Below are 13271 nucleotides of genomic sequence, written 5' to 3'. Positions count from 1 at the left end.
CTGAAAAGTCTGAATTGCGCGCGCATTATACGCCTTTAAGGCCATTGCCAGCCAGTAGCGCGTTTCCCATCCGCCGGCCGGACTGCTAAAGTAAAAAAACATGCAGATTCCCGGCTCGGTCAAAATTCTCTATACCCTGCGTCTGGCATTGCTGGCTGGCGTGCTGATCCCGGTTGTGCTGGTAGTGGCGCTGGCCGGCTCGTGGTCGCTGCGCCTGCTGGAAGATCAGGTAAATCAGCGCATGCAGCAGGATATCGAGCTGATCGCACATGCCATCCGCCTGCCCTTGAGTCATGCGCTTGAACGGGATCGCATCGGTTCGATCAACCAGGCATTAAATTCCGCATTCACCATCGACGTAGTCTACGGCGCCTATGTCTACGACGAAAATGGTGAAGAAGTAGCCCGCAGTGGCCGCCGCGCGGCGCGCGTGGCGACCGATCAGGCAGCATCACTGGCCGCCTCTGGCGATCAGCTGGGCGAATTCTCTCAGGCAGGCAATGAGGAAATTTTCTCCTACTTCGTGCCTCTGACCGATGCCGGTGGTCGCATCAACGGGCTGTTGCAACTGACCCGGCGCGGCAGCGACTTCAGTAACTACATCGCCATGGTGCGCGCCACCGCCTGGTTTGCGCTTGCCGGCCTCTGCCTGCTACTGGCCATTATCGTGATCGGAGGTCATCACTATGCACTGGGCAGACCACTGCGCCGGATGCTGGAGGGGATAAAGCAGATCAGGAGCAAAGACTCCCAGGCCCGCCTCGTGATCGAAGGCCCCGCAGAAGTCAGGAATATATCTGGCAGCATCAACAACATGCTGGACCGCATAGAGAGCTCAGAAAAACTGGCAACAATTGGGCGCCTGTCTGCCGGTATCGCTCACGAGCTCGGCAGCCCGCTGGCGGCTCTGGACGGCAAAGCCCAGCAGGCCCTGCGGGAAACGGACAGCGAGTCCAGGACCGGTCGCTGTCTGACGCAGATTCGTTCCCAGGCCCAGCGCATGGAAGTCATCATCCGGCAGCTGCTGGATTATGGCCGCGATAACCCGCTGCAGCGTGTCAGCCTGGAAATCAGCCAGCTGGTCGAACAGGCCACCGACCATGCGCTGGCAGCAGCGCTCAGCGCCAGGGACTCGCTGTGCCACGGCCAGCCGACTATCAAGGTCGAGGGCAGCCCCCTTCGTGTGCGAGTGGACGCGATGCGCTTCGACCAGGCTCTCAGCAATCTGATCGGCAATGCGCTTCATGCCTGCCAGTCTCAGATCAGGATCAGCTGGGATGTCGTGGACAAATCAGGGTCGCAATCAACCCGCATCATGATCGAGGATGATGGGGACGGAATCAGCGAAGACGAGCTGCCAAATCTGTTCGACCCATTTTTTACGACCAAACCAGTGGGTCAGGGCACGGGGCTGGGACTTGCTGTTGCCCACGCAGCCGTTGCTGACCACGGAGGACATATCTCGGTGGCGCGCTCCGAAAGTCTGGGCGGCGCCTGCTTCACGATCCATCTGCCTGCGTCAGCCCCTCAGGCCTGACGCACCCTGACCGCCCATGAACCGACCAGAGGAAACGCACCGGGACATCGAATGGATGACAACATCACACAAGACACCGTTTTAATTGTCGAGGACGATGAGTCACTGCGCGAGCTGCTCACCGAAGAGCTGACGGATGCCGGCTACCAGGTGATGGCTGTTAGTGATGCACGCAAAGCCGCGCTGATGCTGGAGAAGCATGACGTGCAATTGATTATCAGCGACCTGCGTCTCCCCGGGGACACCGGACTGGATCTGCTGGGTCATATCCGGGCAACAAGCTCTCAGCAAAACAGCCCTGGACCAGGGTTTATCATGGTTACTGCGTTTGGCACCGTAGAGCAGGCCGTCGACGCTCTCAAGCAGGGGGCCGATGACTTTTTAACCAAACCCATCAAACTGGATCACTTGCGAATCAGTGCCGAACGGGTCATACAGCGTCGCCGGCTCCAGGAAGAACTGGCACGCTACAAGGCTCTGATTGACGACCAGGAGTTTCACGGCATGCTGGGCCGCAGTCTGGCCATGCAGCAGTTATTCAACAATATCCGGATGGTCGCGCGAGCGGGCGGTCCGGTGTTGATCTCCGGTGAAAGTGGCACTGGCAAGGAGCTCGTGGCACGCGCCATTCATGCCGAAAGCGATCGAAAAAACGCGCCTTTCATTGCTATCAATTGCGCGGGCATCCCGCCAGCGCTGCTGGAAAGTGAGCTCTTCGGCCACACCGCAACCGCATTTACGGGTGCCCAGAAGGCACGTCAGGGCCTGTTTGCCGAGGCAGACGGTGGCAGTCTGCTGCTGGATGAAATTGGTGAAATGCCTGTCGAGATGCAGGCCAAGTTACTGCGAATTCTGCAGGATGGTCGTATTCGACCGGTAGGGGCTGATCAGGAGAAACAGCTGGATGTCCGTATTCTTGCCGCCACCAACCGTAAGCTGGAGCAGGAGGTAAACGACGGGCGCTTTCGTGAGGATCTGTATTTTCGCCTGCAGACCTTCGCTATCGAGGTGCCCGCGCTACGTGATCGGGACGATGATCTTGATCTTTTGATTGCACATTTCATCCGGCGCGTCAGCCTGCAGCAGAACAAAAACATAACGGCGATCGAAGAGTCCGCCCTGTTGCGGCTGCGTCAATACGGCTTCCCCGGCAATGTGCGCGAACTCGCCAGCACCATCGAGCGAGCCGTCACGTTCTGTCAGGGCAGCGAAATAGGACTACAGGACATGCCGGAGCGCCTGCGGCACGCAAGCTCAACACTGTCGGCACCCAAACTCAGTGATGCAGACAAGGCAAAGATCGGTGGCAGGGTGTCGCGGGAATCCGTATTTCTGGATTTGATCAACCGCCTTGAGAGCAGCCAGCCGGATCCGGAGAAATGGATCTCACTGCCTGTGCTGGAGCAGGCCTATATTGACTATACCCTGCAGCGCTTCAAAGGAAACAAGCGGCAAACCGCCAACGCACTTGGAATTGGTCGAAGAACGCTGTATCGCAAGCTTGGAGATGACACAGATGCGGAAACTGGCGATGACAGTTGACTGGATCAGTGTGCCGACAAGGCGGCGCCTGGGTTGGCGGAACTGGTGCCTGAATGGCCATCTGACACACCCACACAGGCACATGCGCCACTCTGACACACCAGGCAAGCCTCAATCGAAAATCATTTAACTAACAATATCAGTGAATTAGACAAAGCCACAGACTGGCATGATGCTTGAATAACAGCATGACACATGAACACTATGGAGGATACCCATCATGTTGAAGAAGCTGATTTTCTTGCCGCTGACCTGCGCTCTTGCCTTCCTCGCTGCACCCGTTCACGCCCAGCCAGCACCGCAGGCCGCGCCACAGAGTGCGCCGCAAATGGAACTGACAGCCGAGCTGAAGGATAACTTTGTGGCAGCCTACACTGACATCATGGAAATCCAGATGCGGTATGCACAGCAGCTGCAGTCGGTAACTGATGAAGCTGAAGCTAACACCCTGCAGCAGGCTGCGCAGGGAGAAATGCAGCAGGCCGTTGAAGCCAATGATCTGAGCATTCAACAGTACAATCAGATCATTCAGATGGCGTCAGCAGACCCGGCACTTTTGCAGGAGCTGGAGACCGCCATTGAAGCCAACTCCTGAGGGGTCTCTTTAAGCGCAGCACTGACGGCTGCTGCCAGGCAGCCGTCGCTTCGCTGTCTCACAGAGTTGCTTCCCTGCAACTACCGCCTGACCTCCCGCCAGAACCTCCTCAAACTTCGCAAATTTTGCACCCATCCGATTTCGTGCGACAATCAAAGGCCATGTTCAGTCTGCTCCGGGGATGCGGCAATCCATGTCAAAGTTATTGAAGTACCTGACTTTTTTTATCACCGGCCTGCTTGTTTTTGTTGTTGCGCTGGCGTTGATTCTATTTGTGGTAATCGACCCCAATCGGTACCGACCCGTGCTGGAGGACCTGGTCGCCAGTCAGACAGGCCTGCAACTGCAGATTGCCGGGGACATGAACTGGACTTTCAGGCCGGTTTTCGGGCTCAGCCTGCAGGATGTGCGCCTGAGCAATGGCGTGACACCGCAGGAGCTGGCTTCCTTCTCTAACGTAGCACTTCGGCTGGAACCAGCAGGCCTGTTCCGGGGAGAGCTGAACCTTCAGGAATTCATTGCCGAAGACCTGCACATCAACTGGACCGTCGACAGCAACGGCCAGACCAACTGGCTGCTGGACCTGCCACCCAGTGAGGCACCTGCCCAGACCAGCAGTGCCGGCAGCATACCGGTCGATATCAACATTGCGCAGGTGACCCTCAATAATGCGAGTATCGACATACAGGATCAGCAACAGGGGCTCAATGCCAGCCTGCGACGTCTGAACCTGTCGGGCTCGAATACCAACCTGCAGGGCCAGCAGTTTCCGCTGGAAATCAGCACTCAGCTGATTGATCAGACCACCAATCGGCGTCTCGACCTGAATCTGCAGAGCGACACATCCATCGACCTGGACGCTGGTGACATTGCACTGAGTGACATCAGATTCAATCTCAGCCCATTGCTGATTACCGGCTCAGCCGAAATCAACAACTTCCGCAACGATCTGAGCTGGCAGGCTGACCTCAGCAGTCAGCCGTTTAATCTTAGTTACCTGCTGGAAAACTTCATGGCGTTACCAGAAGACAGCATGCCAGCGCCAGACGAGCAGCAGATTACTGTTCAGACTCTGCGGGTCAACGGTGATACCGAAGGTGTCACACTGCAGGAGCTGTTGCTGGGACTCAATGACACCAGCGTGGAATTGACCGGCGACCTGTTGTTCGCCACCGGCAACCGTCGCATGATGATTGGCTACGAATTGCGCGGCGGCGACATCAACCTCGACGACTGGCTGCCTGCCTCCGAACAAGGACAAGTCTCTGCCCCAGGCTCTGGTACCAGTGGTGGCACATCCACCGCCAATGCAACTGAGCTGCCACTGGAGATCCTGAACACACTGGATTTGCGCGGCAACCATTCCTTTGACTCCATTAGCTATTCTGGTCTGCGTCTGGCACCAGTCAGTGCCACCCTGCAAATCCAGAATGGCGTGCTTAATCTGGTCAGCCAGCCCGCAGGTTTCTACGACGGCACGCTGGCTGCGACCGCCTCCGTCAATGCCAGCAGCAGGCCTGCGCGTGTCGAGATCGAGACTCAGCTTGAGAATGTCAGTGCTGCAGCACTGACTGAGGACAAACCCAGATTGGGCTTTTTCACTGGTAATTTTAACGCCAACACCAGCCATACCATGCAGGGCAATACCGTTGACGCCCTGCTCAACAGCATCTCTGGTGCGAGCCAGATGCAGGTAGCCAACAGCTCGGTGGACATCACTATGTTGAAACAGGTGTTTGCAGCCATCTCGGTGCTCAACCCCGATGGCAATCTCGCTGCGCAGTGGGCTGACACCGTTCGCTTCAACAATGTCGAGGCATACCTGCTGTTTAACGACGGTCTCGATGAGAATCAGGAATTGCGCGTGCGACTGGATAATTTTGATGTAAGCGGTACCGGCGGAATCAACCTGGATCAAGGTGAATTTGATTACAGCGTAGAGTTTACTATTCTGGGCGAGCCGGCACCTCAGACAATACGAGTCAACCCGAATTATCACAATATCCCCTGGCCCATTCGATGCGACGCCGCCTTCGCGGACCCCGGTCTGCAATATTGCAGCCCCGATCTGCAACGCGTGCGCGAGGTGTTTGCGCAAATGGCTCGCAATGAAGTGGAACGCCGCGCCAGCGAGGCCATAGGCGAGCAGGTCGAGCGCCTGCGTAACCGCGTGCGCGAACTTTTCCAGAACAACTGATAGTGCCAGCAGCAAGGAAAAATCCGCCACTCCTGGACTCAGGAGTGATCCTGGAATGGTTTGATGACCACGGCCGGCATGATTTACCGTGGCAGCATGATCAAACGGCCTATCGCGTCTGGGTTTCAGAGATCATGCTGCAGCAGACTCAGGTCAGCACGGTCATCCCCTATTACCAGCGCTTTATGGGCAGCTTCCCGACAGTCGAAGCGCTGGCTGCAGCGCCCCTCGATGAAGTGCTGCACCTGTGGACAGGCCTGGGTTACTACGCCAGGGCCCGTAACCTGCACAAAACGGCCCAGCGAGTAGTTAGCGAATTCGACGGCGAGTTTCCCGTATCGCTTGAATTACTTGAATCGCTGCCCGGCATCGGGCGTTCCACCGCCGGCGCCATTCTGGCTCTGGCGCTGAACAGGCGTGGCGTCATTCTGGACGGTAACGTGAAGCGCGTTCTTTGCCGTTATTACGCGATTTCCGAATGGCCCGGCAACAGCAAGACTCTGGCACAACTTTGGGAGCTCGCCGACGCCTCGACTCCGGCGCAACGCTTTGGTGACTACGCACAGGCCATGATGGACCTGGGTGCAACGCTCTGCACGCGCAGCAGGCCGGCCTGCCTGCATTGCCCACTCGTCAAACACTGTCAGGCCAGACAGCAGGGTATTGAGTCGCAAATTCCGGCCAGCAAACCACGCCAACCCTTACCGGAGAAGTCTGTCTATATGATCATGTGGCAGGACGCCGATGGCCGGATATTCCTGCAGCAGCGACAGGCCTCCGGCATCTGGGGTGGCCTGTGGAGTTTCCCCGAGTGCGAAGACAGGGATTCCCTGGATCAGTGGCTGCACGATCGTCAGTTGCAGATTGGCAGCATCTGGCCTAAGGTCAGCCACACATTCAGTCATTTTCGTCTGCACATCACCCCGGTGCATGTCACTGGTTCAATCGACGCTGGCCAACCGGGCCGCGGGGTCGCAGATTCTGCAGGTATAATCTGGTATCACAGCCAGACACAGACGCCCCAGGTTGGTCTGGCTGCACCAGTCAAGAAGCTATTGCAGCAGCTGACGTGAAAACGATTATTCAGATCATAAAGACATAGAGGAACAACATGTCCCGCACTGTTTTCTGCAAGAAGTACCAGAAAGAACTTCAGGGGTTGGCAATGCCACCCTATCCGGGTCCCAAAGGCCAGGAGATATTCGAGTCTGTTTCCGCCCAGGCCTGGCAGGACTGGCAGAAGCAGCAGGTCATGCTGATCAACGAAAAACACCTGAGCATGGCCAGCGCCGACGACCGTAAGTACCTGCAGGCGCAAATGGACAAATTTTTCAATAATGAAGACTTTGATACTGCCAGCGGGTACGTCGCGCCGGAATAGAAAATTGCCCATCAAATCCCGTTCAGAGACTTGACTCCGGCAGCCGCAACGGTTTTAATACGCGCCTTGTCGCCATACGACAGCCAAATTACGCCCAGGTAGCTCAGTCGGTAGAGCAGAGGATTGAAAATCCTCGTGTCGGTGGTTCGATTCCGCCCCTGGGCACCACATACAAAAAGCCTCGCATTAGCGGGGCTTTTTTGTATGTGGCGTCCAGGGGCTGGATGAGAACCACCGCCTGGTTCGACAAACTACGCAGTAGTTTGCAACGAGCGCGCCAGCGCGAAGCCCGAAGGGTCAGAAACAGCTCCAAGCTGTTTCTGATTCTTCCGCCCCATAAACCAAACCACTGCCCTATTCCGAAGCCTCGCATTAGCGGGGCTTTTTTGTATGTCGCAGCTACTCGCAGTCACCTGTCCTGCAGCCGCCCAGACCCACCGAGCTCTGAGTAGACCACTGGAAGAAAATCCTCCACTCCCCAACCAGGGTCACTGGTCCATTCCGCATCATATTCAGCCGTGGGCCGTGCTGCGATCACTTCTTCCAGATTTTTGCCATCGCGGATCAGATTTAGCACCTGATCCTGTATATCCACAATCATATCGCGAAACTCTTTGAGAGCTTCCCGGCCAACAACATCCAACCCATGGCCAGGGATGACCTTTGTATCTGGACCAGCGAGCCGTATGGCCATGTTGATCGCTTCAACAGTACCCGCAAGACTGCCACCGTTATAGACATCGATTATGGGGTAGCTGGTTGTCCTGTACACATCACCCAAGTGGAGCACATCCGACTGTGGAAAGTAGACAAATATGTCTCCATCGGTGTGCGCAGGCGGAACGAGAAAAGCCTGAATCTCTTCGCCGTTCAGATGAAAGCTGAGCCGGTCATTGAATGTGACGACGGGCCTTGCGGCCTCCGGTTGTGCCGGGATGAATGTCCCCCCGTTTCTTGGAAATCGATTTCGTTGCTCAAGAAACCTGTGCCGGGTATTGTCGGACGCAAAGATTAGCACGCCCATTTCGGCCAGATTCTGATTGCCACCAATGTGATCAATATGGATGTGTGTGTTAATCAGAAAGCGAATCTCAGCATCGCTGACTTGTTGAACAGCTGCCACGAGCTTATCGGATAGCGGCGCGAACAGGGAATCCACCAAAAGCACACCCTCCGGGCCGACCATGGCCCCAACATTGCCACCACCCCCAGGTCGTTGAATCATATAGACACTACCCGCCACGTGTATTGATGAAAGCTCTACGCCATCGAACTGATCCTGTCCCGTGGCAAGGCTCGGAAACAAGCAAAACAGCAAGACAGATAGCCTGACTAAAAGTGACTCGGCAGTCATGGTAAACCTCTCCCGTAAAGTAGACGTCCCATCGAACCCTATCAAGCGGAGTTTAACACCGTAGCTGACGGTAACAGGCTGACTCGATCAGGTTTCGAAAGCAAGACAGAAAAAAAAAAGCGCAGCCGAAGCTGCGCTTTTCCCTCGATCAATACATCAGAACGTCTTACGTATACCCACCTCAAACGTCCTGCCCAGCGGGTTACCGATCCTCGGATCGTAGCCAAACTCCTGACGTGACGCCGGCGGATCTTCATCTGTGATGTTGTTGATGGACGCAGTGAAACTTGCCCATTCGTGATCCCATATCCAGTGGAAATCACCGGCCAGCCAGCCGCCCGGATCAACACCATAGTAGGAAGGCTCAAACGGCGTCGTAGTACCTGGCTGGAAGCCACTGGGAACCAGGGCCGCCTCGTTAATGGTGCCATCAGCATTGTAGTAACGCTCATCCTTGACGCCATCAATGTAGCCGATCACCAGACGGAAGTTATGGTCTCCCTGACCGTAGTTGATGTTGACGTTGGCACGCCATTCAGGTGCTGCCTGCGCAATGGTTGCGAAGTTCAATGTTCCCAGACGGTCATCGCCCGGATCGAGCAGGAAACCGTCCAGCGTGGTTTCGCCAAACTCAAACTTCTCAACCTTGGTCAGCGTTAGACCGAGCCGCATGTCGCCAGCAAAAGCCGGGAAGCTGTAGTTCGCCTGTACATCAAAGCCTTCTGTCAGCTGGCCTGGGCCATTACCGAACTCGGTAGTAATCGCGGCGAAGTCGTTGGCTGTCGTGACACCCTGGGTACAGGTGCCGCCATTGAACTGAACACGCCCGATCAATGGGTGTGAACAGTCCGCCAGCGCCGTCCGGTTGCTGGGCACATTGGTCTGTCCGGGTGGCGGGATGCTGAACACCGAGCTGGCAATAGTGTTGGCTGATGCCAGCAGGCCAAGTTCATCTTCGGTTTCAATACTGAAGTAGTCCACAATGAACTGGAAGTCGTGGCCGGCATCAAAGCCTTCCGATTGCCAGATAAAGCCGGTATTCCATACCGTTGCAGTTTCTGGCTCGATACCGGTCGCCGTCACCGTGGTCGCGCCACGCCAGTCACCACCCGCAATCGTGTAGCTGTTGACACCTACGTTAACTTCACCCGGGTTCAGACCTGCGCCTGGCGCCTGATAGTTGGTGCCGTATGATCCGCGGAACGACAGGTTATCGGTAATATCGTACTTGCCTGAAACCTTGTACACCGTTGCATCGAGGTCACCACTGAAACGCTCGTGACGAACCGCTGCAGTCATGTTCAGACGATCCAGCAGTGGCAGGCTGAATTCAGCAAACGCCGATTCCTGCTGCTGGCTGGTGGAGTCTGGCGGGTTGATACCAAAGAAGAAGAACGGGCCAGGACCATCTGGCGTACAGCCATTGTACTCAGGATCAGTTGGATCCCGTGGTGTCTGCTCATCCCAGAAACAGGGCATAGCGCCGTTATAGATGGGGTCTGGCACTGTCTGACGGTTGCGGCTGTCCCGGTACTGAACACCGGCACCCCAGGCAATATTACCGCCGGGCAGCTCAATGGGCGTCAAGCCACTGAATACCAGATCTACTGTGGCGCTCCAGGCAGTGGTTTCTCCGTAGCGATCATTAAACAGCCACTGACGCAGCTCCAGCGGGTTCTGCAGAGATGGATCAAATGCCGGGTTCGGCAGACCCAGCTCGGGCTGACTGGCAAAGTTGGAGGCAAACGGGTTGTACCACATACAGTCGCCAACACCGGCCAGCGCAGGGTTTTGAGTTCCCAGGCGGTTAGGGTCCAGATCCGGCGCATTACAGTTCGGCCCACCAAAGCCGTTCAGCGCCTGCTGTACTCTTGCACCCATGATGTCCGGTGCAGAGCTGCGGATATCCGACTGGTTGTAGGTAAAGGCCAGATCCCAGCTTATGTCGTTAGCCAACTCACCGGTAAAGCCGGTCGAGATATGCCAGTTTCGGCTTTCGTTTTCGTTCGGTGTACTGTGCAGACCGGGACCCGCCCAGGTGTCATTACCACCGTGCGCAAAGGCACGATAGGTGATGGGTGTAAAGCCGCGCGTCAAACCAAACAGGGGGTTGCTGGCCCAGCCAGTGCGCTGTGCGAACTCCTGTACAAATGGGTTGGTGGTTGGCACATATAGCTGATAGGTCAGACCTGAGGTCTGTGCCGGCCCGCGGACTACTGGCTGCGATGGTGAGCCATAGGCCTCTGGCGTGTGAACCCGGCCATACGCTGCTCTCGCGTAGAACTCGAGATTGTCCGACATTTGCGTGGTTACCTGGCCAAACAGGCGATAGATTTCGTTTTCCTCAACCACGTTGTAATACGGAATATAGCCATAGTTACAAGTGAATGCGTTGACGTAAATACCACCCACCGCATTACATGACTCTGGTGTAAAGTCTGACACCAGCCCCAGCGGCGTGCCCCACTCCGAGTTTGCCGTCAGGCCAGGATTAGAGGGTAGCGTCGCTCTGGGCACCCAGCCCGCCAGGTTGGTCAGCCCCGACCATGGCGCCGGGTTAACACCGTAAGGCAGGCTGGAAAAATCCCTGTCCTTGGTCTGTAAGCGTGAGCGGTGATCCCACTCAGCTGCCACCAGAATATTACTGTCACCAACATCCCAGCCGGCTTTACCAGTGACATTCCAGTCACCGTCGGAATCGAATCCGCCTTTGTAGGATGAGCTCAGCTCAAATCCCGAAAAACTGTCTTCGGTGATGAAGTTGACGACTCCACCGGTGGCGTCCGCACCGTAAGTCACGGCAGCGCCATCTTTCAGTATTTCTATGCGAGAGGTCACTGATGACGGAAACAGTGAGGAGTTCTGTGGGGTCCGGCGTCCGTTAAACAGGGTCAGAGTTTTGTCAGAGCCAATCCCTCGCAGGTTGAAACTGACATTACCGGTATTGCCTGAACCACCAAAATAATACGCCTCACCGGTGATGGGACCACCTGAAGTGAGGGTTTTGGCGAATTCGAGAGCTGTGGGACTACCGGTCTCCAGAAGTTCGGCTGCTGAGAAGACCTCAACGGGCAGTGCGGTGTCAACCGGGGTTCCCCTGATAAGTGAACCTGTTACGATGACTTCTTCGATTTCTGCTTCCTGGGCAGCGATCGGGACCGCGGCGCTCGCAAGCATGATGGCCAGCGCCAAAGAATGACGCCTGCCTTTGTAGACATTTTGCATGTGGTCACGCTCCTGTAGTTATTGTTTTTCTACTCGAATGGTCCGTAAAGCACCACTGATACAGCTACCGCGTGGAATCGACGACGACTGCTGACTGTCATGACCGAAATTGACTATATTCCTTGGGTGTTACAGATTCAAGCAATACTCAACCGACTGTTACAAATGTATTGCTAACAATTCCCATTCGGCGCACCGCTGCGGGAGATCGCCATGCTTGCAACTGGCGCACCCATGTCATTAAATGGTGTACAACTCCAAACGAACCATCAAGCAAGTACTATGATCAACTGGCAAGACATCGATACTGTCATATTCGACATGGACGGCACCCTGCTCGATCTGCACTTTGACAACTATTTCTGGGAACATCTGGTTCCTGCCACCTGGGGCGCCCGAATCGGCCTGTCGCAGCAGGAGGCGTGGGCACGACTAAGCGAGCAATACCGCAACCTGCACGGACAGCTCAACTGGTACTGCATTGACTACTGGTCGAGCACCCTGCAGCTGGACATCCAGAAGATGAAAGACGAGCTGCGTCACAAGATTGCGGTACGGCAGCACGTTCCCGAATTCCTGCAACGCCTCAAACAACTGGAAAAACAACTGCTGCTGGTCACCAATGCGCACCCTGGCAGCCTAAACCTGAAGCTCGATCACACCAGAATAGGTGACTACTTCGACGCAACCATCAGCTCACATTCCCTGGGCAAAGCCAAAGAGAACCACGGTTTCTGGGAGCAGTTGCGCCAGCAACACCCATTCCTGCCTGCACGCACCGCGCTATTCGATGACAATCTCAATGTGCTGAGACAGGCCCAGCGAGAGGGCATAGCGCATCTGTATGCCATTGAGCAGCCAGACAGTCAGCGCCCGCCCGTTGAACAGGGCGAGTTCTACCAGGTACGCCACTTTATCGATATCATGCCTCAGGCAACTGAAGCGGTTTCTGCCAACTGATCAGCAATAGAGACAAAACTAATATCCATGTCAGACCAGGTTAACAACGCGCCCGCCAAAGTCAGACTGGACAAATGGCTGTGGGCCGCGCGACTTTTCAAAACACGGGCTCTTGCCAAAACCGCCATAGAAGGCGGCAAAGTGGAAATTGACGGCCAGAAACCCAAGCCTGGCAAGGAAATAGGGGTCGGTACGATTATCAAGGTGCGTCAGGGCTGGGATGATCGCATCATGACAGTGCTCAAGCTTTCCGAACAACGGCGAGGTGCTCCCGAGGCGCAGCAGCTTTATGAGGAGACCGAAGAAAGTATTCGCGAGCGCCAGCGCCTGGCAGAGCTTCGAAAAATGCAGTCAGCCGGACCTTTCTCAAGTGAAAAACCCAACAAAAAAGACCGTCGCCTGCGACAGGCCATGAAGGGCCGCTTTTAGGCCATTGCGCTGACGCGATACGGCGTGAATGACCCATGATAATCACAGTAT

General features: G+C 55.8%; 10 protein-coding genes and 1 tRNA gene. 9 read left to right on the top strand and 2 right to left on the bottom strand.

Features of this window, described 5'->3' with window-relative positions; all coding sequences use genetic code 11:
- The first annotated feature begins 100 nt into the window (after positions 1–100).
- From LVD14_RS05050 to LVD14_RS05020, 7 genes are all read left to right on the top strand, one after another.
- The gene (locus LVD14_RS05050; RefSeq protein ID WP_237132942.1) at positions 101–1537 is read left to right on the top strand and encodes a sensor histidine kinase; all 1437 of its coding nucleotides are present in this window, start codon (positions 101–103) and stop codon (positions 1535–1537) included.
- Positions 1538–1588: 51 nt separating this feature from the next.
- Positions 1589–3079, top strand: a complete 1491-nt coding sequence (locus tag LVD14_RS05045) for a sigma-54-dependent transcriptional regulator (RefSeq protein WP_237132941.1) — start codon at positions 1589–1591, stop codon at positions 3077–3079.
- Positions 3080–3299: 220 nt separating this feature from the next.
- Entirely contained in the window at positions 3300–3674 is a 375-nt protein-coding gene (locus LVD14_RS05040; protein ID WP_237132940.1) for a DUF4168 domain-containing protein, read from the top strand.
- A 193-nt stretch (positions 3675–3867) separates the two neighbouring features.
- Positions 3868–5871 carry an AsmA family protein gene (locus LVD14_RS05035; RefSeq protein ID WP_237132939.1) on the top strand — a complete coding sequence of 668 codons (2004 nt, stop codon included), beginning with the start codon at positions 3868–3870 and terminating at the stop codon, positions 5869–5871.
- 32 nt (positions 5872–5903) lie between these two features.
- A complete protein-coding gene (mutY, locus tag LVD14_RS05030) occupies positions 5904–6944 on the top strand; it encodes an A/G-specific adenine glycosylase (RefSeq protein ID WP_411268267.1) in 1041 nt (346 codons plus the stop codon).
- Between the two features lie 38 nt (positions 6945–6982).
- Entirely contained in the window at positions 6983–7252 is a 270-nt protein-coding gene (locus tag LVD14_RS05025; RefSeq protein ID WP_237132937.1) for an oxidative damage protection protein, read from the top strand.
- Between the two features lie 92 nt (positions 7253–7344).
- A tRNA-Phe gene (locus LVD14_RS05020) sits at positions 7345–7420 on the top strand.
- A 241-nt stretch (positions 7421–7661) separates the two neighbouring features.
- Here LVD14_RS05020 and LVD14_RS05015 read toward each other — a convergent pair.
- Positions 7662–8606 (bottom strand): MBL fold metallo-hydrolase, encoded by a 945-nt coding sequence (locus LVD14_RS05015; protein ID WP_237132936.1) that lies wholly within the window; start codon positions 8604–8606, stop codon positions 7662–7664.
- Positions 8607–8762: 156 nt separating this feature from the next.
- Complete coding sequence (locus tag LVD14_RS05010; protein WP_237132935.1) at positions 8763–11831, bottom strand: TonB-dependent receptor domain-containing protein; 3069 nt, start codon at positions 11829–11831, stop codon at positions 8763–8765.
- A 282-nt stretch (positions 11832–12113) separates the two neighbouring features.
- On the opposite strand from LVD14_RS05010, the gene yrfG reads away from it, so the two are divergent.
- Complete coding sequence (gene yrfG, locus LVD14_RS05005) at positions 12114–12791, top strand: GMP/IMP nucleotidase (protein ID WP_237132934.1); 678 nt, start codon at positions 12114–12116, stop codon at positions 12789–12791.
- Positions 12792–12818: 27 nt separating this feature from the next.
- Positions 12819–13220, top strand: a complete 402-nt coding sequence (locus LVD14_RS05000; protein WP_237132933.1) for an RNA-binding S4 domain-containing protein — start codon at positions 12819–12821, stop codon at positions 13218–13220.
- The last annotated feature ends 51 nt before the right edge of the window (positions 13221–13271 follow it).

Source organism: Pseudohongiella sp. O18 (assembly GCF_021729085.1).
Classification (GTDB): domain Bacteria; phylum Pseudomonadota; class Gammaproteobacteria; order Pseudomonadales; family Pseudohongiellaceae; genus Pseudohongiella.
The sequence above is the reverse complement of the archived record's forward strand: the minus strand, read 5'-3'. Positions and strand labels throughout refer to the sequence as shown.

What these genes read in the sequence shown, in the direction of transcription:
- LVD14_RS05050 (WP_237132942.1), top strand. Translation starts at nt 101, where the DNA reads ATGCAGATTCCCGGCTCGGTCAAAATTCTCTATACCCTGCGTCTGGCA.
- LVD14_RS05045 (WP_237132941.1), top strand. Translation starts at nt 1,589, where the DNA reads ATGGATGACAACATCACACAAGACACCGTTTTAATTGTCGAGGACGAT.
- LVD14_RS05040 (WP_237132940.1), top strand. Translation starts at nt 3,300, where the DNA reads ATGTTGAAGAAGCTGATTTTCTTGCCGCTGACCTGCGCTCTTGCCTTC.
- LVD14_RS05035 (WP_237132939.1), top strand. Translation starts at nt 3,868, where the DNA reads ATGTCAAAGTTATTGAAGTACCTGACTTTTTTTATCACCGGCCTGCTT.
- LVD14_RS05025 (WP_237132937.1), top strand. Translation starts at nt 6,983, where the DNA reads ATGTCCCGCACTGTTTTCTGCAAGAAGTACCAGAAAGAACTTCAGGGG.
- LVD14_RS05015 (WP_237132936.1), bottom strand. Translation starts at nt 8,606, where the DNA reads ATGACTGCCGAGTCACTTTTAGTCAGGCTATCTGTCTTGCTGTTTTGC.
- LVD14_RS05010 (WP_237132935.1), bottom strand. Translation starts at nt 11,831, where the DNA reads ATGCAAAATGTCTACAAAGGCAGGCGTCATTCTTTGGCGCTGGCCATC.
- yrfG (WP_237132934.1), top strand. Translation starts at nt 12,114, where the DNA reads ATGATCAACTGGCAAGACATCGATACTGTCATATTCGACATGGACGGC.
- LVD14_RS05000 (WP_237132933.1), top strand. Translation starts at nt 12,819, where the DNA reads ATGTCAGACCAGGTTAACAACGCGCCCGCCAAAGTCAGACTGGACAAA.